This window comes from Xanthomonas sp. F1, assembly GCF_014199855.1.
Map to the genome: position 1 here is coordinate 66,210 of NZ_JACHOK010000011.1, position 20,874 is coordinate 87,083.

Here is a 20,874-nt window from a genome sequence, read left to right on the forward strand (position 1 = left end):
CGCAATGCCGGAAGAGGCTGGACAGGATCGCGCGCAGCGCGCGCCACGCCGTTGGCTTGAACGCGGCCCGGCGCACAGCGCCAGGCCGCGCATGCCTCAGGCGAAGAACGCCCGCTGCAGCGGCATCAACGCCGCACCCAGGGTCACCGCGTCGCCGACGGTGCGGGCAATGCACAGTTGCGGCAGCGGCGGCGCCAGGCCGTGCCGGTTGGGCGCGCGCGGGATGCGGATGCGTTCGATCAGGCGCGCGCCGATCGCGGCCGGCAGGCGCCCGCCGATCACGATCGCCTGCGGATCCAGCGCATAGGCCAGGTAGGCGCACAACTGCGAGAACGGCGCCTCGGCCATCTCCAGCCAGGCGTCCACGCCCGGGGTGTGCGCGTCGATCGCGCCGAGCATCTGCTCGACCCCGGCATAGTCCTGGCCGGCGGCACGCACCAGGGACAGCAGCGCGTCCAGATTCGGATAGGCCATGCCGCCGACGGTCCAGATGCCGCCGAACTCGCCGGCATTGCCGCGGTGGCCGCGGAACAGCCGGCCATCGGCGATGATGCCGCCGCCGAAACCGTTGGTCAGATGCAGGTACACGAAGTCGCGGCACTCGCGGCCGACGCCGTACAGGCTCTCGGCCACCGCCGCCGCCGCGCCGTCGTTTTCGACGGTGACCGCGCAGCCCAGGGCCTCTTCCAGGATCGGCACCAGGTCGACCTGGGTCCAGTCCTCCAGCGCCGGCGGCCCGGCCATCTGCCGGCCCTGCCCGGTGAAGAACGCCGAGATCGCCATGCCGATGCCGACCACCCGCGCCGGATCCACGCCGGTTTCGGCCAGCAACTCGGCACGGAACCGCTGCAGTTGCGCCAGCACCGGCGCACGGCGCATGTCGGCCAGGCCGATGCGGCGCTGGCCGCGCACGTTGCCGGCGAAGTCCACCAGCGCCAACGCCACCACATCGCCCATCAGGCCGATGCCGAAGGCGTAGGCGTAATCCGGCGCCAGCCGCACATCGACGCTGGGATTGCCGCGGCCCTCGGCGGCGCGGGCGCCGAGCTGGACCATGCGGTCCTGCACGAACCCCTGCAGCAGGCGCGCCACGGTGGGCTGCGACAGGTCCAGGTCACGGCTCAGCGCCGCCTGGGTCTGCACCCCGGTCTTGAACACACGGTCGAGCAATTGGCGGCCGCCGGCGCTGACGCGCGGCGGGAAATCGGGATGCGGCATAGGCGGGCGCAAAGCGTGATGAATGCACGAACGGCTACAACCTAGCATGTGGACACACAAGTTTCATACATGGTAAATAGTATTACCCCCACATTCTTTTGCTGGGGGTCTCATGCGTACCGCTCATCCACACCCGAGCCTGCTGGCACTGGCGCTCGCGTCCATCCTCGGCGCCGCCACCGCCGTCCACGCCGAGGACGCGCCGGCACCGCCGGCCGACGCCACCACCACGCTGGACCAGATCGTGGTCACCGGCACCCCGCAGGGCCAGTCGCAGAAGGACGCCCCGTTCGCGATCAGCGTGGTGTCCAAGGAACGCCTGGAGCGCAGCACCCCGAGCAGCAGCGTGGACATGCTGCGCGCGGTCCCCGGTTTCTCCGCCGAACCCTCCGGCGGCCAGGGCGGCGGCCAGAACCTCTACGTGCGCGGCCTGCCGGCAGGCGGCTGGTATTACGTGCAGTACCAGGAAGACGGCCTGACCCTGTTCGACGAGCCGCAGGAAAGCTTCTTCAACGTCGACACCCTGTTCGCGCTGGACATGATGACCGAGCGCCTGGAAGTGGTGCGCGGCGGCACCTCGCCGCTGTTCGCGACCAACGCGCCGGGCGGCACGGTCAACGCCATCACCCGCCACGGCACCGCCACGCCCGAAGGCGCGGTGCGCATGACCATCGGCAGCGACGGCCTGCGCCGCGAGGACGCCTACAGTGCCGGCCCGCTCAGCGAGAACGTGCTGTACAGCATCGGCGGCTACCACCGCAGCGATGACGGCCTGCGCCGCACCGGCTACACCGCCGACCAGGGCGGCCAGCTGCGCGGCAACCTGACCTTCCTGATGGGCGATGCGGTGCTCGACGTCGACGCCAAGTACCTCAACGACCGCACCGCCTTCTACAACCCGATCCCGCTGGCCGACCCGCGCAACCCGTCGCAGTCGCTGTCGGCGTTGATCGATCCGCTGGACGGCACGCTGCTATCCGACGACCTGCGCCACACCACCGCGCTCACCTTCGACGGCAACGGACCGCTGGCGCGCAACCTGGACCTGGCCGACGGCATCCACAACAAGGTCAAGCAACTCGGCACGCACCTGGAATGGGATCTGGGCGACGGCCTGAGCCTCAACAACCGCATGCGCTTCGTCGATGCCGAAGTGGACTACACCGCGCTGTTCTCCGGCGCCGCGCCCTACGACGCCGGCGCCTACCTCAACACGCAGCTCGGCCGTGCGCGCAGCGGCTTCGGTTCGCGGGTGGCGCGGGTCGGCTACGTGACCACCCGCAACGGCGCCGCCTACGATCCGGCCGCGGCCGATGGCCTGGTGCTGGAGAGCGGCCTGTGGAATGCGCGCACCCATCTGCGCACGCTGTCCGACGACCTGCGCCTGAGCAAGGCGTTCGAAGACACGGCGCTGGGCAAGCACACGCTGACCGCCGGCCTCAACGTGCAGCACGTCGAATTCCGCCAGGACCGGCTGCAGAACACCGTGCTGACCACGCTGCAGAACAACGCGCAACGCCTGGACGTACTGGCCTACGACGCTGCCGGCAACGTGGTCGGCTCGGTCACCCAGAACGGTTTCGTGCGCTACGGCAACGGCGTCACCAGCGGCTTCGCCAACGCCACCTACCTGTCTCCGTACCTGTGGGATTCGGTGCGCTTCGGACGCCTCGGCCTGGATGCCGGCGTGCGCTACACCCGCTACAACGCCAACGGCGGCGTGTACGCCAACACCACGCGCAATCTCGGCGATCCGACCACGCTGGCCGACGACAACGTCGGCGGCCTCAGCGGTGCGTTCAGTCCGCGCACCGATCACCGCCATGCCACGCAGTGGACGCTGGGTGCCGAGTTCGCGCTGACCCCGCAACTGCAGACCTTCGCCCGCTACACCCAATCGCAGCGCCTGCCGCGGCTGCAGAACGTCTACCAGACCCAGAACGCGGACGTCACCGACATCGACCAGGCCGAGGCCGGCCTGCGCGGCAGCTTCGGCGACACCTTCTCGTTCTCCACGGTCGGCTTCTGGAGCCGCTTCAACGACCTGTCGATCAGCGCCATCGTGCTCGACGGCAGCGGTGCGGTGCAGAACCTGGCGCTGGTCGGCAAGACCCGCACCCTGGGCCTGGAATCGGAGTTCACCTGGCGGCCGTCGCCGCTGTTCGGCATCACCGGCTCGGCCACGCTGCAGGATCCGCAGACACGCGGCCTGAGCAACGCGACCACCGGCCTCAGCTACGGCGACCTGGACGGCAAGCAGATCTCGCGCATCCCGAAGTTCATGGCGTCGATCAGCCCGACCCTGTACTTCGACATCGACGGCCGGCCGCTGGAACTGTCGGCCACCGCCTATCGCATGGGCCAGCGCTACGTCGACTACACCAACGCCACCGCCCTGCCCGCCTACACGACCTACGACCTGGGCCTGTTCGCGCGGCTGAGCGAGCACCTGGAACTGCAGCTGCACGCGGCCAACGTCAGCAACGCGCTCGGCCTGACCGAAGGCAATGCACGGGTGGACACGCTGTCCGGCCAGGGCACCGCCGACGCGATCTACGCGCGGCCGATCTTCGGCCGCAACTACAACGCATCGCTGACCTGGAGGTGGTGAGCATGCGCTGCCGGAGACTGCTGATGAGCGCAGCGCTGTCGCTGCCGATCCTGGCCCTGGCGGCCACGCCGAGCCTGCCCGACCACCTGCGCGACCCGCATGGGCCGGCGCTGGTGGTGTCGCACCGCGCCTGCTGGAAGTTCGCCTCTGAGAACACCCTGGACGGCATCGCCGCGTGCATCGCGCGCGGCGTGGACATGGTCGAGATCGACGTGCGCACCACCCGCGACGGCGCGCTGGTGCTGATGCACGACGAAACCGTGGACCGCACCACCGACGGGCACGGCGCGGTGGCCGATCTGACGGCCGCGCAGATCGCCGCCTTGCGCGTGCGCAGCCAGGGCGGCGGACGCAGCAGCACGCTCACCGCGCGGCATCCGCCGACGCTGGCGCAGGCGCTCGCGCTGGCGCGCGGCAAGGTGCTGGTGAACCTGGACGTCAAGGCGGCAGCGCTGGACCAGGTGATGGATGTGGTCGAGGCTGCCGGCGCGCAACGCGACGTGCTGCTCAACGTGCCGCTGGATGTACCCGCAGCGGTGCTGCAGCGCGCACGCAAGGCCGATATCGCGGTGCAGGCGCTGTACCTGCAGCGCGACTCGGCGCTGCCGCCCGAGCAGGCCTTGCGCCGCGCCGCGGACTTGCAGCCGGCGGTGGTGCAACTGATGTTCGACGATCCGGTGGTACTGGACATCGCGCAACGCGAACTGGCGCCGCGCGCGCGCCTGTTCGTCAACACCATGACCAACGACATCGCCAGCGGCAGGCCGATGCGCCTGTCGGCCAACTACACCGACCAGCGCGCGCTGCGCGATCCGGCCGCGGTCTGGGGCGGGCTGCGCCAGCACGGCGTGAGCATGATCCAAACCGACGAACCGTTGGCATTGCAACGCTACCTGCACGGCGCGGACACGCCACGGTAGCCGATCTCGGTCCCAATCCAGGCGACGCCGCGCGATGGCCACGTGCGGCGCCGCCAGGAGTCCGGTTTCAGACGGGCGGCACGCAGCACCAGGACGATGCCCGTCGCTTCGAGCACTGCGCGGCAAACGACAACGCCCATGCGCACGTCGGTTGCGGTGCGCTGCGTTTGCTTCACTTCATTCCATCAACCCCGAACGGAAGAGAGCACATGAAACTGCCCAAGAAACCCACCAAGGTCCTCGCCCTGGCGCTCGCCTGCGCGTCGCTGGCCGCGCTGTCCGGCATGGCGTCGGCCGCCAACAACTGGAACCCGCAGCACATCCTCAACGCGATGAAGAGTCCTTACGAGGGCAACCGTGCCGACGTGGCAGTGATCGCGCATCGCGGCGTGGTCGGCAACGGCTGCCCGGAGAACTCCACCTGCTCGATCCTCAACACCTACAACAACAACATCGAAGCGATCGAACTGGACGTCAAGCAGGACGCCGACGGCCTGTTGTGGCTCTTCCACGACCAGAACGCCGGCCGTGTGGTCGATCACGATCCGGGCTTCTACATTTTCCAGAACGCGACCAATCCCTCCGGCTGGAATCCGGACATCCGCACCCTGACCGGCCATGAGCTGATCAATTCGTTCCTGCGCGACAAGAACTTCGCCAAGACCAACTACCGTCCGACTTCACTGGCCTCGGCATTGAACACCGTGGTCACCAATGCCAACCACATGGTGGTGGTGTTGGACCTGAAGACCCTGGACGCGGTCTCGCGCGCGGCCGATCAGGTGCATGCCTTCCGCATGCAGAACCAGGTGGTGCTGAAGTTCAGCGCGTCGCTGCTGCCCAAGACCCCCAGTGACATCACCCGCTTCACCAAGGGCGTGCCGTTCGCGCCGACCGTCTACGCCGGCGACATGGACAACCTCGCCGACGGCGGCTACGTGGGCCTGTGCGGCTCGATCAGTCCCAACACGCCGTTCTGCCGGGTCAACGCCTGGATCAGCGAAGTGCGCGGCCAGAGCGGCTTCGCCTGGCTGGAAATCGGCAACAAGCAGCCGCGCCGCAGCGACCCGACCGCTGAGTTGCTCGCCGACAACCAGGCGCAGAAGCGCGCGATCGGCGCATTCTCGCCGGTGCCGGAGTACCGCCTGAGCAGCCACGACGGCCAGCACTACGTGCGCAGCAACGGCACCTGCTGCGCGTCGCTGGACAACTACCTGACGCGCACCAAGTACTTCGGTAACGAGACTGCCGACGACCGTCCGGATTTCCGTGGGCAGGTGACCGCCGGCTTCACCAGCATCATCACCGACGATCCGCTCAGCGTGATCCGCGCGAACGTGCCGCGCGACACCACGCGCTACAACTGACCCTCGCAGGTCGCGCCGGGGAGCGCGCTCCCCGGCACTGCACGGCGCCCGCGCGCCGTGCAGCATGCCCTCCTCCTTCAGGAGTTTTCCATGCGTTCCGCTCCCCGTCCTCGACACCTGCTTCTCACCCTGTTGGTCGCCGGCGCGTGCCTGCCGTTGCTGCAACACGCAGCGACCGCACATGGCGCAAAAGCGGCGGCGCCCGCTTCCCTCGCCACGCGTCCGCATGCTGGCAACGCCAGCGCGCAGACACCGCTGCCGATGCGCGCCGCGCCGGCCACCGACACCTCCATGCCTGGACCGCCCGCAAGCGCGGTACTAACCGCGGCGCAGGCGCTACCAGCCGATTTCCAGGCCGATGTGCTGCTGCGTCTGGCCACGTCGACGGATTTACCGACCAATGGCGACGGCGATCGTGCTGCCGCCGCGCAACGCCTGAACCAGCAAGCCGCCGCACTGGCCGAACACGCGCAACGGCGCATGCCCGGCCTGGCTCGCGTCGGCAACGTCGACGAAGAGCGCGACGACGAATTGCGCGCGCCGAGCACCGCCGGCCTGGACCGGCTGACGCTGCAGACACGCGCCGCGCAGCACGCAACGCCTGCACGGGCGCAGGCGTTGCTCGCGACGCTGCCGACACCGCAAGCGGGCAGTTGCGATGCGGACTATCTCGACGATCCCAGCCCGGCCTATGCGTTGGCCAGCGCATTGCAGCCGGCGCAACCGGCAGCGCGCGCCAATACGCTCGCCGCACGCGTGGACGCGGCGCGACACGAAACCGACACCGCGCCGGCATTGAAGATGGCGCTCGCCGCTGCGCCGCTGGACACCGCAGGACAGGTACAGCTCGCCGACAGCCTGGCGCGCATGTTCGAACGCATCCGCGGCGACGATGCCGGCTTCACCGCCACCGAGCTGAGCGTGGCCGGCGACATGCCGCTGGTGCTGCAGCAACTGTCCGAGAGCGCGCTGCGCGAACAGCTGCACGCAGCCTATCGCGGCTACGTTGCCGCACACCTGGCGCAGACGCGCTGTCCGTCAAGCTTGCTCGGCAATCACTGGCTGCTGGAGCAGCGCTTCGTCGCCGAAGCGCCGGCCGACCGCATCGTGCCAGCGCCGCCGGTGCCCGCGATGACGGTCGATGCGGATGCGATCTCGCTGATCCGCCAGGCCGGCTACAACATCCGCACGCAGTTGCTGGATCCTTCCGCCAGTGCGGGCGATCCCGCTACGGAAAAAGCGTCGATGGAATTCCTCGACCAGCTCGATCACGGCGTGCTGCAGCAAACCGCGGCCGGCGACGACAGCGGCCGCGTGCAGCGCGCGCGCCTGCGCGAGCTGCTGCGCTACCTCGAGTACGCGCCTGCCGGCGCGGCGCGCGACCGCGGCATGAACCTGCTCGCCACGCTATTGAGCGGCCCGTACTACGCGCGCGATCACGACACCTGGTTCGGCGATCTGCGCGTGCTCGCCGAGCAGGCGCAGCGCTGGCCCGATCGCGAACAGCGCCTCGCGCAACTGAGCGGACATGCCGATCCGGTGGTCAAGGTGTACGCGATGCTGATGCAGCGCAAGCAGTTTCCCTGAGTCTGATGCGCCGCAGTGCGGCGCTGCACCATGCCGTCGTGGGCAAGGCACGACGGCATTCGCGAAATGGCGAGTTGTGAACCCTGTCAAGACTCGGGGTTCAGTTGCGATTCGGGAAGCGGCGCCTATTGTGCGCCCCTCTTCCGATCCGCCCATCTTGGCGGATCCCGCCGGACTTCAGATTGCCGGCATCCGGGCGGCCCGTGACAGGCCGCCTCCCCATGACGCCAAGCCGCATCGCTTGCCGCGCCACCCTGGCGCAGCGACCCGACGACGGCCCATACGGAGCAAGGAGTACGATGAAACTGGCCTGGATCCTCTGGCTATCGCAGTTGTTGCCGCAACCCGCCGCCGATTCGCTTTGCCTCAGCACCACCGTGTACCTGGAAGCGCGCGACCAGACGCTGCGCGGACAACAAGCCGTCGCCGAAGTCGCATTGCGGCGCCTGGACAGCGGCCTGTGGGGCGATTCGATGTGCCAGGTGGTCACCGCGCGCAAGCAGTTCGCGCCGGGCCTGGTGAAGCCGGGTACCGAGTTGAAGAACGACGACGCCTGGGCCGACGCGGTCAAGGTCGCCTTCGCCGCCGAGCGCAACTGGGCGTTGCCGCAGGGCCAGCGCAAGGAGATCGTGCCCGGCGCCAGCCACTTCGCCGCGCATGCCATCGCCAGCCCGAGTTGGCGCAATGCCTATCAGGTCGCGACCATCGGCGACCACACGTTCTATCGCGTGCAGAAGCTGCGTCCGCGCAACGCGTCCTGATCGTTCGCCGCGCAGGTACGTCCAGACGCAGGCTCCCGCGCGCCGCGCACGGCGCGTCCGATCGCCAAGCGCACCGTGCAGCAGGTACGCTCTGCCGTCCTGACTGATGCGGAGCCGCCTGCCATGAAACTCTATTCCAAGCCCGGCGCCTGTTCGCTGGCCGATCACATCGCACTGCGTTGGGCGGGATTGCCGTTCGAACTGAAGCTGCTCGATGCCGCCGCGATGAAGACGCCGGCATACCTGGCGATCAATCCCGCCGGCGCAGTGCCCGCGCTGCAGATGGACGACTGGGTGCTCACCCAGAACTCGGCGATCCTCAACTACATCGCCGATCTCGCGCCCGACGCGCACCTGGCAGGCGACGGCAGCCCGCGCGGCCGCGCCGAGGTGCAGCGTTGGCTGGCCTTCCTCAACGCCGACCTGCATCCGGCCTTCCATCCGCTGTTCGGCAGCACGCGTTATCTCGATGACGCCGCGGTGATCGCGCGCACCCAGGAACACGCACGCGAGCGCGTGCGCACGCTGTACACGCGCGTGGAGACCGCACTGGAACAGCAGACCTGGCTGGGCGGCGCACGCCGCTCCATCGCCGACGCCTACCTGTTCGTGACCCTGCGCTGGGCGCGCGCGCAGCAGATCGCGCTCGGCGCCAATCTGCAACTGCATTTCGAACGCATGTCCGCCGATCCGCAGGTGCAGGCGGCGCTGCAGGCCGAAGGCATCGGCTGAAATGCGTGCGAGCGCCGGCGCATTAGCGCCGGCGTCGTCCATGTCGCATCAACCGCGCAGCGCGCGGCGGATCTCCTCCAGCGCGGCGGGATCGTCCAGCGTCGACAGATCGCCGGGATCGCGCTGTTCGGCCAGCGCCTGCAACGAGCGCCGCAACAATTTGCCCGACCGCGTCTTCGGCAGTGCCTGCACCAGATATACCTGCGCCGGCCGCGCCACCGCGCCCAGCCGCTGCACCACGCACTGACGCAGCTCCTCGATCACCGCCGCGGCATCGGGCGCGGCCTGCTTCAGTGTCGCGAACACCACCGGCACCTGGCCCTTCAGTTCGTCGTGCATGCCGATCACCGCGACTTCGGCCACATCGGCGTGGCCGGCGATGGCCTCCTCGATCTCGCGCGTGCCCAGGCGATGCCCGGCGACGTTGATCACGTCGTCGGTGCGGCCGAGGATGAAGGTGTAGCCGTCCTCGTCGCGGATCGCCCAGTCCAGCGAGCTGTACATCAGCGTATCGAAGTGGCTGAAGTAGCTGCGCAGGAAGCGCGCATCGTCGTTCCAGACGGTGGTCATGCAGCCCGGCGGCAACGGCGGCTCGATCACCAGCACGCCCTTGCGCCCGGCCGGCACCTCGACACCGTGCTCGTCGACGATGCGCGTGCGATAGCCGAGGTTGGGAAAACCCGGCGAACCCGGTTTCACCGGCCGCAGTTCGACACCCGGCAACAGGGTCAGCACCGGCCAGCCGGTCTCGGTCTGCCAGTAGTTGTCGATCACCGGCTTGCCCAGCGCTTCGCCAATCCACAGCGCGGTCGGCTCGTCCAGCGGCTCGCCGGCCAGGAACAGGTAGCGGAGCGCGCTCAGGTCGCGCTCGCGCAAGTAGCGCGCCGGATGCTTCTTCAGCACGCGGATCGCGGTGGGCGAGGAAAACATCGTGCGTACCCGGTACTTCTCGCACAGCGCCCACCACACGCCCGGATCCGGTTGCACCGGCAGGCCTTCGTACAACAGCGAGGTCGCGCCGACGATCAGCGGGCCATACACGTTGTACGAATGTCCCACCGCCCAGCCCACGTCGGAGGTGGAGAACATGGTCTGCCCCGGGCCGCAGTCGAACACCGTGCGCATCGATAGCGCCAGCGCCGCATGCCCGCCGACATCGCGCTGCACGCCCTTGGGCTTGCCGGTGGTGCCGGAGGTGTACAGCAGATAGCTGGGTTCGTTGGATTCCAGCCACACCACCGGCACCTGCGCATCGCCGACCTCGGCGCGCAGCGCGGCATAGTCGACGTCGCGCCCGGGTACGCGCGGCTGCGCCGGATCCAGCCCACGCGAGACGATCAGCACCGTCGGCGGCGGCGCACTGGCTTCGGCGCACGCGGCATCGACCAGCGGCTTGTAGGGAATGCGCTTGCCGCCGCGGCTGCCGGCATCGGCGGCGATCAGCAGCTTGGGCCGCGCATCGTCGATGCGCAGCGCCAGGTTGTGCGCGGCGAAGCCGCCGAACACCACCGAGTGCACCGCGCCGATGCGCGCGCAGGCCAGCATCGCGTACACCGCCTCGGCCATGTTCGGCATGTAGATGACCACGCGGTCGCCGCGCTGCACGTCCAGCCGCTGCAGCACCGCGGCGAAGGCGTTGACCTCGCGGTGCAGCTGCGCATAGGTGATCTCCTGGGTCTGCCCGGTTTCGCTGGATACCGCGACCAGCGCCAACTGCGCGGCGCGTGCGGGCAGGTGCCGGTCGACCGCGTTGTGGCACAGGTTGGTCAGCCCGCCGACGAACCAGCGCCGGAACGGCGGCGTGTCGTATTCCAGGATCGCCCGCGGCGGCCGCTCCCAGTGGATCGCCTGGGCCTGCTCGGCCCAGAATTCCTCGGGCTGCTCGATCGAACGTCGGTACAGCGTCGCGTAGTCCATGCCGCCCCTCCCAAGGCCGGTGCACCGGTTCCGAGCATAGTCCTTCGGCGGCGTGGGCGTCGTTCGACGTTGGTCGAAGGGGCGGGCGCGTTGGACCGGTCACGCCAAGCGACGCCAGTTTGAAGTTATCAGGATCAGCCACCGATATGCCGTAGTGTCAGGTCTATCTCTTTAAGGAAAGTCTGATCGATGCGGCCGGAAGATGAGGCAAGCCACATCCACCGCACCGACGGCGCTCAGCTCTTCGGGTTTTCGCCGTTTCCCGGTACACACGCTGATCCAAGCATGGGCCAGCCAGAAGAGTTTCCGACGCAAGGACGGCCAGGACGAGCCGCCCTCGGGCGGCGGGCGCAGGACTGGAGGGGTCAGGGGTGGAGTAATGCCACCCACGCCAGCACGACAGATCCGGAAGCGCGGCGGTATCGCAAGAGTGCGCGGACCGGCGCGATCCTGTGCGACCAGGGCATGTGCCGATGGAAAGCCGCTGGGGGTTGGTGGTGAGCGCGCAGGTCACCCCGGCCGACGGGCATGGGGGCGTCCGGCGGCCCTGGCCATGCTGGACGCGCTGGGCGGCAGGGGCCGGCGCACGCTGGGCGCGGACAAGGCCTACGACACGGCAGACTGCACGTGTCGGGCCTTGCCATTCACGGCGTGATGGAAGCGACGGACTTCTGGCCTGATGTCCGGCCTTTGCGCGCCCCGGCCAGGGCGCGGAAGTCCCGGGGCGGCATGTCATACGCGCGGCGGAACGCGTGGTTGAAATCCGCCGCACTCCTGAACCCCAGGCCGTAAGCGATCTCCACGACCGGTGCCTTCGGGAATCGGATGAGTTCGTCCGCGGCCTCGCGCAAGCGGCGATTGCGGATGTAGGCGGCCAGGCCGCCTTCGTGCTCGAACAGGCGATACAGCGCGGCGCGGGACAGCTGCGATGCAGCGACGATCCTCTCCAGCGATAGTTCCGGCTCGTGCAAGTGGTGCTCGACATGCCGCCGTATCCTCCCGAACACCGCCGCGCGGATCGCGGCGCGCGCGTCGCCGCTCAGGCCGGACTGTTTGGCGAAGGCGCCGACGATCAGGTGCGCACATGTGACCATCATCGCGCGGGCTTCGGCCCCGCTCATCGTATCGATGCTGTTGGAAAGCGCGTCCAGTTCGCCGAGAAACATGCGCGCGTGTGGCGATGCGTAGTCGATCACGCGGCCATGCAGCGATTCCGCATCGGGCAGCACCGATTCCACCAGTGCGCGCGGCAGGAACAAGGCCATGACCTGGCTCTTGCACTCCCGCTCCATGCGCATCGTCTGGCCCATGTCCAGCGCCAGGATGCCTGGCCGGGATTGCGGCGCCTTGCGCCGCGGATACAGACCGGTTGTGGTTTCGACGCCGCCGCCGCCCACCAGCAGCACGTGAAAAACATAATCGCGCATGGTGTCCGTGGAAATTTGTGGCGCCGTGCGGGTCTGCGTGATCGGGTCGGTGCAGGCGTGCATAAACCGCATGCCATCGACCTGGTAATGGTCGAGCGTGGCGCGAAACCCGTCAGCCACCCGTGCGTGCGACACCGCGATATCGAGAAAAGAGGAGGTTCGATCACGCCACGCCACAAGTTGCTGCGCTCGTGCGACGTCGCATGTGCTGAAGTGGTGGTGGATCGGCGCGCGAACGCTTGCCTCGACCTCGACTTCGACCTCGACATGGCTTGTGCTGTTGCTGGTCATCCCGGGCCCCCGTCCGCGCGCTCATGCTACAGGACGCGCGCCCGCTTTCATCCCCGCCTGTCGCCACCTGTCGTGGCATGCCCTAACACCCTCCCACGCTGGCCCTGAGGCTTGCTGGCGCATCGAACCAGCGCCGGGCCCAGCGTATCGACTCGCTACCGCCTGCCGTCTTGCTTCGGAAAACACCTCGTTCCGCCATGTCGTCATTCCCGGGAAGGCAGGCGGTTCTTTACAACAGCGAAGCTGGTCATTGCCCCACAAAGCGAACCGCTCCTCCACTGTGGCGTTGCCGTCGCAAGCGATTGCGCGGAACTCCAACGTCGTCATTCCCCCAACCTTCCCTTCCCAACTGAGACAGCCGATCAAGTCGCCTGTGCCCTGACACGCAAAATCCCCAGCTAACCAACCCGGTCATCCGAGCCTGTCCAAGAGAAGCTTGCCCGGGGGAAATCCGCGTTGCACCACAGGGGAATTGCATGAATCACATCTACCGGCTGGTCTGGAGCCAGGTCCGTCGCGCCTGGCTGGTCGTTTCCGAACTCGCCCGCGGTCGCGGCAAGGCCGGGCGTACCTCGACATCGCGCCGCACGCGCCCGGTCTGGTGGGCTGCGCTGCCCCTGAGCCTGCCGATGCTGGCCCTCGCTACCGCGCCAGCCGGCGTGACGGCGATGGAGGCCGCCCGTCCGGCAGCGGCCATCGTCCCCGCGCATCCGACGCTCGCGCCAACGGTCATCGCGGCGGCGGCATCCTCGACCCATCCCACCGGCGGCCAGGTCACCGCCGGCAGCGGCCGTATCGACTACGGCGATCACCTCACCACCATCCAGCAGGACAGCCAGAACCTGTCACTGAACTGGCTGAGCTTCAACATCGGCAGGCAGGACACGGTCAATTTCCTGCAGCCGAACGCGCAGTCCATCGCCGTCAACCGTATTGCCGATCCCAACGGCAGCATGATCCTCGGCCACCTGAACGCGAACGGCCAGGTGTTCCTGATCAACCCCAACGGCGTGCTGTTTGGACAAGGCGCGCAGGTCAATGCGGGCGGCCTGGTCGCCAGCACGCTCGACGTCAGCGACAGCCAGTTGGGTCATGGCACGTTGCAATTTACCGGCGCAAGCGTCGGCAGCGTGATCAACCTCGGCACGATCACCGCTGCACCCGGCGGCTACGTGGCCCTGCTCGGCCACGCGGTGTCCAACCAGGGGGCTATCCACGCGCCCGCCGGCAGCGTGGCGCTGGCCGGCGGCAGCGCGATCACCCTGAGTTTCGATGGCAACCACCTGCTCGACATGCAGATCGACGCCAGCGCCTTGAACGCGCTGTCCGAGAACAAACAACTCATCGTCGCCGACGGCGGCCAGGTGCTGATGAGCGCTGGCGCGAAGGATGCGTTGCTGGCCAGCGTGGTCAACAACAGCGGCACGATCCAGGCGCGGACGGTCGAAAACCGCGCCGGCAGGATCGTGCTGCTCGGCGGCATGGAAGCCGGCACCACGCAGGTGGACGGCACGCTGGACGCCAGCGCGCCGACCGGCGGCGACGGCGGCTTTGTCGAAACCTCGGCGGCGCATGTGCATGTGGCCGACGGCGCAAGGATCAGCACCCTGGCCGCCACGGGCGACGCCGGCACCTGGCTGATCGATCCGCACGATTTCACCATCGCCTTCAACGGTGGCGACATGAGCGGCGGCACCCTGAGCAGCCAGCTTGGTCGTGGCAATGTCACCATTCAGTCCAGCCAAGGCGCCAACGCCAGCGGCAGCGGCGACATCCATGTCAATGATGTCGTGACCTGGGGCGCCAACACGCTCACGCTCACCGCCGCCCACGATGTCGATATCAACGCCGTGATGACGGCCAGCGGCAGCGCCGGCCTCGCGCTGAACCCGAGCACCAGCAACGGCGGCGATGCGGCGATTGGCGGCGGCACCGTCAATGTCAACATGGTCGATGCCATGCCGGGCCAGAGTGGACGGGTGGATTTCACCGGCGGCAGCAACACGCTGAAAATCAATGGCCAGTCGTACACCATCATCACGACGTTGGGTGCCTCCGGCAGCACGTCCAGAACGGACCTGCAAGGCATCAACGGCGCCCTCAACTGCGCCTGCTATTTCGCGCTGGGTGCCAATATCGACGCCAGCGCCACGGCCAGTTGGGGGGATTCCGCCTTCGGCTCTGCCATCGGCTCCGGCTTCGTGCCGATCGGCCACAGCTTCAACGCCAACGATTTCAAGATGTTCACAGGCACCTTCGACGGCCTCGGCCACACCATCAGTGGCCTCACCATCAACCGGCCAGGCTCCAGCAACGTCGGCCTGTTCGGTTACACCTACAGCACAACGACGATCCGTAACATCGGCCTGCTTGGCGTGTCGATCCAGGGGCAAAGCAGCGTAGGCGGCCTGGTCGGGTACAACTACGGCACGATCAGTCAGGCCTACGCCACCGGTACGATCAACGGCAATCGCGGCGGTGCCGACGTCGGCTTCAGCGGCGGCGCCAACATCGGCGGCCTGGTCGGATACAACGACAGTAGCGGCCGGATCAGCCAAGCCTATGCCAGCGGTGCGGTCAGCGGCACGGCCACTGTCGGTGGCCTGATCGGGTACAACAACCGCAGCCCGGTCAGCCAGGCCTATGCGACCGGTACGGTCAGCAGCAGCGGCGGTGATGCCGGCGGCCTGATCGGGATCAACAACGGCGGCCCGATCAGCCAAGCCTATGCGACCGGCGCGGTCAGCGGCAGCAACGACGTCGGCGGTCTGGTCGGATACAACACCAGCGGCACGATCAACCAAGCCTATGCGACCGGTGCGGTCAGTGGCAGCAACTATGTCGGCGGCCTGGTCGGGATCAACGTCTCCGGCACCACGATCAGCCAGGTCTATGCCACTGGTGCGGTCAGCGGCACCGGCGGCAACGTCGGCGGTCTCATTGGGGCCAATAGTGCTGGCGTAATCACCAACAGCTACTGGGACACGGAAACCACTGGTCAGTCCACCAGCAGCGGCGGTACCGGTCTGACGACCAAGGCACTGATCGCAGCGCTGCCCGCAGGTTTCACGGCCGCCAGGTGGGGCAACGTCGGCAACCAGACCACGCCATACCTGCTGGGCATGTCCGGCAATCAGGTATTCAATACCAACGACCTGCCCAGCGGCACCGTGACGCGCAGCAACCGGCCCAACCTCTACGCCGTCATCCTGGATCTGAATCAATTGCAGGCCGTGAACACCGGCCTCGCAGGCCGTTATGTGCTGGGCAACGACATCGACGCCAGCGCCTCGATCAGATGGGTGGGCATTGAGTTCGACGCCAGAGGCCGCCCCATCATCGCCAACAACGGCTTCAGGCCGATTGGCGTCCCAGGCGCAGCGTTCACCGGCGTCTTCGATGGCCTTGGTCACACCATCAACAACCTGACCATCAATTGGCCAAACACCGATTACGCCGGCCTGTTCGGCGTCACCGGCAACGGCAGCGCGATCCGCAATCTCGGTCTGCTCGGCGGGTCGGTTACAGGCAAGAATTACGTCGGCGGCCTGGTCGGAGACAACGGCGGCACGATCACCAACACCTATGCCACCGGAGCGGTCAGCGGCGCCAACTATAGCTACGTCGGGGGTCTGGTCGGAAGCAACCGTGGCGCGATCACGAACGCCTATGCCACAGGGGCGGTCAGCGGCGGCAACACCGTAGGTGGCTTGGTTGGCTCCAACGGAACAGGTGGCACGATCACCAACACCTATGCCACAGGAGCTGTCAGCGGCGGCAACGCCGTAGGCGGCTTGGTTGGCTCCAACGAAACGGGTGGCACGATCACCAACACCTATGCCACCGGAGCGGTCAGCGGCAACAACTCTGTCGGTGGTCTGGTCGGCCTCTACAACGGAGGCACCATCATCGGCAGTTACTGGGACACGGAAACCACACGCCAATCCACCAGTGACGGCGGCGGTACCGGCCTCACCACCTTGCAGATGATGGACCCGGCCAGTTTTGCGGCCTGGAGCACGGATATCAGTGCCGTCGGCGGCAGCTCCGCGACCTGGCGGATCTACGCGGGTGACACCGCGCCGCTGTTGCGTACCTTCATGACGGGTCTGGCGGTCACCGCCATGAATCTCGGCACGTTCTACAACGGCACCGCCTTTGCTGGCAGCAGCAGCTCGATCCTCGGCACGCTGACGCCGAGCTACTGGCGGCCGTCGAGCAGTGTGGATGCGACCCTGATTCTGGGCGACCCCAACGCCAGAACCAGCACCCCGGCGACCAATGCCGGCAGCTATGCGTTGGCTAGCGACCTGTATTCCGGCCAGATGGGTTACGACATCGCTTTCACGCCCGGCACGCTGACCATCGCCCCAGCCATCCTGACAATCACGGCGAATAACGCCAGCAAGACCTACGGTGACACGCTCACGTTTGCAGGCAACGAATTCACGGCCAGCGGCCTGCAGAACGGCGAAACCATCGGCCATGTCGCGTTCACCAGCGCCGGTGCCGCGGCAAACGCCGGCGTCACCGGTGGCCCGTACACCATCACGTCGAACGCAGCTACCGGCGGTAGCTTCAACGCGAGCAACTACGCCATCACTTACAGGAGCGGCAGCCTCACGGTGGGCCAGGCCGCGCTGACGATCACCGCCAACGACGACAGCAAGACCTACAACGGCCTCGCTTACACGGGCGGCCGCGGCGTCACCTACAGCGGCTTCGTCAACGGCGAGACCACCTCGGTACTCGGCGGCGCGCTGGGCTATGCCGGCGATGCGCAGGGCGCCACCAACGCGGGCGGCTACACGATCACGCCCGGCGGCCTCACCGCGGGCAACTACGCCATCACGTACAGGAATGGCAGCCTCACGGTGGGTCAGGCCGCGCTGACGGTCACCGCCAATGACGACAGCAAGACCTACAACGGCCTCGCTTACACGGGCGGCCACGGCGTCACCTACAGCGGCTTTGTCAACGGCGAGACCACTTCGGTACTCGGCGGCGCGCTGGGCTATGCCGGCGATGCGCAGGGCGCCACCAACGCGGGAAGCTACACGATCACGCCCGACGGCCTCACCGCGGGCAACTACGCCATCACTTACAGGAATGGCAGCCTCTCGGTGGGCCGGGCCGCGCTGACGGTCACCGCCAATGACGACAGCAAGACCTACAACGGCCTCGCTTACACGGGCGGCCACGGCGTCACCTACAGCGGCTTTGTCAACGGCGAGACCACCTCGGTACTCGGCGGCGCGCTGGGCTACGCCGGCGATGCGCAGGGTGCCACCAACGCGGGCAGCTACACGATCACGCCCGGCGGCCTCACCGCGGGCAACTACACCATCACTTACAGGAATGGCGGCCTCTCGGTGGGCCAGGCCGCGCTGACGGTCAGCAGCAGCAACGTCAGCAAGACCTACGACGGCGGACTAAGCGCGATCGGCACAGCGGTAGTGAGCGGCGGCACGCTGTTCGGCAGCGACACTCTCAGTGGCGGAAATTTCTCCTTCACCGACAAGAATGTCGGCATCGGCAAGCACGTGACCATCGACGGCGTCACCGTGAGCGACGGCAACAGCGGCGGCAACTATGCCGTCACCTACGTCGACAACAGCAGCAGCACCATCACCGCGCGGGGCGTCACCGTCGATGCCACCGGCACCAACCGCGTCTACGACGGCGGTACGGTCGATGCGGTCACACTGGCAAGTGCCGGCGTGCTGTCCGGCGATACGGTGAACTTCACCGGTACCGGCAGCTTCCTCGACAAGAATGTCGGTACGGCGAAGGCGGTCAGTGCGCGCGGCATCGCCGCCAGCGGCGCCGATGCGGGCAACTACCGCTACAACACCACCGCGAGCACGACAGCCGATATTACCGCCAAGACGATCACGGTCGACGCGATCGGCATGGACAAGGTCTACGACGGCAGCACGGCCGCGACGATCGCAGCACTGGGCACCACGGGCCTGGTGGCGGGCGATGCCGTCACCTTCGGCAACGCCTCGGCAGCCTTCGCCGACAAGAATGCCGGCAGCAACAAGGCCGTCACCGTCAGCGGCATCACCGCCATCGGCGCCGATGCGGGCAACTACCGCTACAACACCACCGCGAGCACGACAGCCGACATTACCGCCAAGCCGATCACGGTCGACGCGATCGGCATGGACAAGGTCTACGACGGCAGCACGGCCGCGACGATCGCAGCACTGGGCACCACGGGCCTGGTGGCGGGCGATGCTGTCACCTTCGGCAACGCCTCGGCGGCCTTCGCCGACAAGAACGCCGGCAGCAACAAGACCGTCACCGTCAGCGGCATCACCGCCAGCGGTACCGATGCGGGCAACTACCGCTACAACACCACCGCGAACACGACGGCTGACATCCGACAGCGCGGCATTACTGTCGATGCCACCGGCATCAACCGCGTCTACGACGGCAGCACGGTCGATGCGGTCACGCTGGCAAGTGCCGGCGTGCTGTCCGGCGATACGGTGAACTTCACCGGTACCGGCAGCTTCCTCGACAAGAATGTCGGTACGGCGAAGGCGGTCGGTGTGAACGGCATTGCCGCCAGCGGCGCCGATGCGGGCAACTACCGCTACAACACCACCGCGAGCACGACAGCCGATATTACCGCCAAGCCGATCACGGTCGACGCGATCGGCATGGACAAGGTCTACGACGGCAGCACGGCCGCGACGATCACAGCACTGGGCACGACGGGCCTGGTGGCGGGCGATGCCGTCACCTTCGGCAACGCCTCGGCGGTCTTCGCCGACAAGAACGCCGGCAGCAACAAGACCGTCACCGTCAGCGGCATCACCGCCAGCGGTACCGATGCAGGTAACTACCGCTACAACACCACCGCGAATACGACGGCTGACATCCGCCAGCGCGGCATCACTGTCGACGCCACCGGCATCAACCGCGTCTACGACGGCAGCACGGTCGATGCGGTCACGCTGGCAAGTGCCGGCGTGCTGTCCGGCGATACGGTGAACTTCACCGGTACCGGCAGCTTCCTCGACAAGAATGTCGGTACGGCGAAGGCGGTCAGTGTGAGCGGCATCGCCGCCAGCGGCGCCGATGCGGGCAACTACCGCTACAACACCACCGCGAATACGACCGCCGATATTGCCGCCAAGCCGATCACGGTCGACGCGATCGGCGTGGACAAGGTCTACGACGGCAGCACGGCCGCGACGATCGCAGCACTGGGCACGACGGGCCTGGTGGCGGGTGATGCCGTCACCTTCGGCAACGCCTCGGCAACCTTCGCCGACAAGAACGCCGGCAGCAACAAGGCCGTCACCATCAGCGGCATCACCGCCAGCGGTACCGATGCGGGCAACTACCGCTACAACACCACCGCGAACACGACGGCTGACATCCGCCAGCGCGGCATCACCGTCGATGCCACCGGCACCAACCGCGTCTACGACGGCAGCACCGTCGATGCGGTCACGCTGGCAAGTGCCGGCGTGCTGTCCGGCGATACGGTGAGCTTCACCGGTACCGGTAGCTTCCTCGACAAGAATGTCGGCATCGGAAAAACCGTCAGCGTCTTCGGCATCACGGCCAGCGGCAGCGAAGCGAACAACTACAGCTACAACACCAGCGCGACCACGACCGCCGATGTCACCCCCGCAACATTGACCTACCGCGCGGATATCGCCCACTTCAAGATTGGACAGATGCCGGGTGATTTGAGCGGTACCGTCACCGGGCTGGTCGGCGGCGATACCTTGGCCGATGCCACCGACGGCACGCTGACATGGCAGACGCCAGCCACGGCGGCCAGCCTGGCAGGGCCGTACGCCATCGACGGCAGCGGTTTGTCCGCACTCAACTATCTGTTCGAGCAGGCACCAGGCAACGCCGCCGCGCTACACGTGGTCGATGGCAGCGCGCCACGCCTTGTCGTCGGCACCGTCGTCGGGCTGCAGCGATCCTCCGACGACACCAATGCTGCACACGCGCCGTATGCCCCGGATGTGCACATCGTCGACGGTGGAGTTCGTCTGCCGTGAATCACGC

The 20,874-nt window shown here is 67.4% G+C and carries 10 protein-coding genes and 1 pseudogene; 8 read left to right on the forward strand and 3 right to left on the reverse strand.

Going from position 1 to position 20,874, the window contains the following annotated elements; genetic code table 11:
* Nucleotides 1-96: 96 nt before the first annotated feature.
* Nucleotides 97-1,218: an ROK family protein gene (locus GGR71_RS18725; RefSeq protein ID WP_160959285.1), complete on the reverse strand. Its 1,122-nt coding sequence runs from the start codon at nt 1,216-1,218 to the stop codon at nt 97-99.
* A 112-nt stretch (nt 1,219-1,330) separates the two neighbouring features.
* Between GGR71_RS18725 and GGR71_RS18730 the strand changes: the two genes are divergently transcribed.
* From GGR71_RS18730 to GGR71_RS18755, 6 genes are all read left to right on the forward strand, one after another.
* Nucleotides 1,331-3,829 carry a TonB-dependent receptor gene (locus tag GGR71_RS18730; RefSeq protein WP_160959283.1) on the forward strand — a complete coding sequence of 833 codons (2,499 nt, stop codon included), beginning with the start codon at nt 1,331-1,333 and terminating at the stop codon, nt 3,827-3,829.
* Between the two features lie 23 nt (nt 3,830-3,852).
* Entirely contained in the window at nt 3,853-4,749 is an 897-nt protein-coding gene (locus GGR71_RS18735) for a glycerophosphodiester phosphodiesterase family protein (RefSeq protein WP_160959280.1), read from the forward strand.
* A 209-nt stretch (nt 4,750-4,958) separates the two neighbouring features.
* Nucleotides 4,959-6,116, forward strand: a complete 1,158-nt coding sequence (locus tag GGR71_RS18740; protein WP_184452205.1) for a glycerophosphodiester phosphodiesterase family protein — start codon at nt 4,959-4,961, stop codon at nt 6,114-6,116.
* A gap of 90 nt (nt 6,117-6,206) precedes the next feature.
* Nucleotides 6,207-7,703, forward strand: a complete 1,497-nt coding sequence (locus tag GGR71_RS18745) for a hypothetical protein (protein WP_184452207.1) — start codon at nt 6,207-6,209, stop codon at nt 7,701-7,703.
* 299 nt (nt 7,704-8,002) lie between these two features.
* Nucleotides 8,003-8,464: a cell wall hydrolase gene (locus GGR71_RS18750; RefSeq protein ID WP_019797714.1), complete on the forward strand. Its 462-nt coding sequence runs from the start codon at nt 8,003-8,005 to the stop codon at nt 8,462-8,464.
* Nucleotides 8,465-8,587: 123 nt separating this feature from the next.
* Nucleotides 8,588-9,196 carry a glutathione S-transferase N-terminal domain-containing protein gene (locus GGR71_RS18755; RefSeq protein ID WP_160959275.1) on the forward strand — a complete coding sequence of 203 codons (609 nt, stop codon included), beginning with the start codon at nt 8,588-8,590 and terminating at the stop codon, nt 9,194-9,196.
* Between the two features lie 48 nt (nt 9,197-9,244).
* Here the strand turns inward: GGR71_RS18755 and prpE are convergent, their stop codons facing one another.
* Complete coding sequence (gene prpE, locus GGR71_RS18760) at nt 9,245-11,113, reverse strand: propionate--CoA ligase (protein ID WP_184452209.1); 1,869 nt, start codon at nt 11,111-11,113, stop codon at nt 9,245-9,247.
* 271 nt (nt 11,114-11,384) lie between these two features.
* On the opposite strand from prpE, the pseudogene GGR71_RS21200 reads away from it, so the two are divergent.
* Nucleotides 11,385-11,762: pseudogene (locus GGR71_RS21200) on the forward strand (IS5/IS1182 family transposase); the annotation flags it as partial.
* Here GGR71_RS21200 and GGR71_RS18765 read toward each other — a convergent pair.
* Nucleotides 11,758-12,831: a helix-turn-helix domain-containing protein gene (locus GGR71_RS18765; protein WP_160959269.1), complete on the reverse strand. Its 1,074-nt coding sequence runs from the start codon at nt 12,829-12,831 to the stop codon at nt 11,758-11,760. The pseudogene GGR71_RS21200 and the gene GGR71_RS18765 overlap by 5 nt on opposite strands.
* A 476-nt stretch (nt 12,832-13,307) precedes the next feature.
* On the opposite strand from GGR71_RS18765, the gene GGR71_RS18770 reads away from it, so the two are divergent.
* Nucleotides 13,308-20,867: a YDG domain-containing protein gene (locus tag GGR71_RS18770; RefSeq protein ID WP_160959267.1), complete on the forward strand. Its 7,560-nt coding sequence runs from the start codon at nt 13,308-13,310 to the stop codon at nt 20,865-20,867.
* The last annotated feature ends 7 nt before the right edge of the window (nt 20,868-20,874 follow it).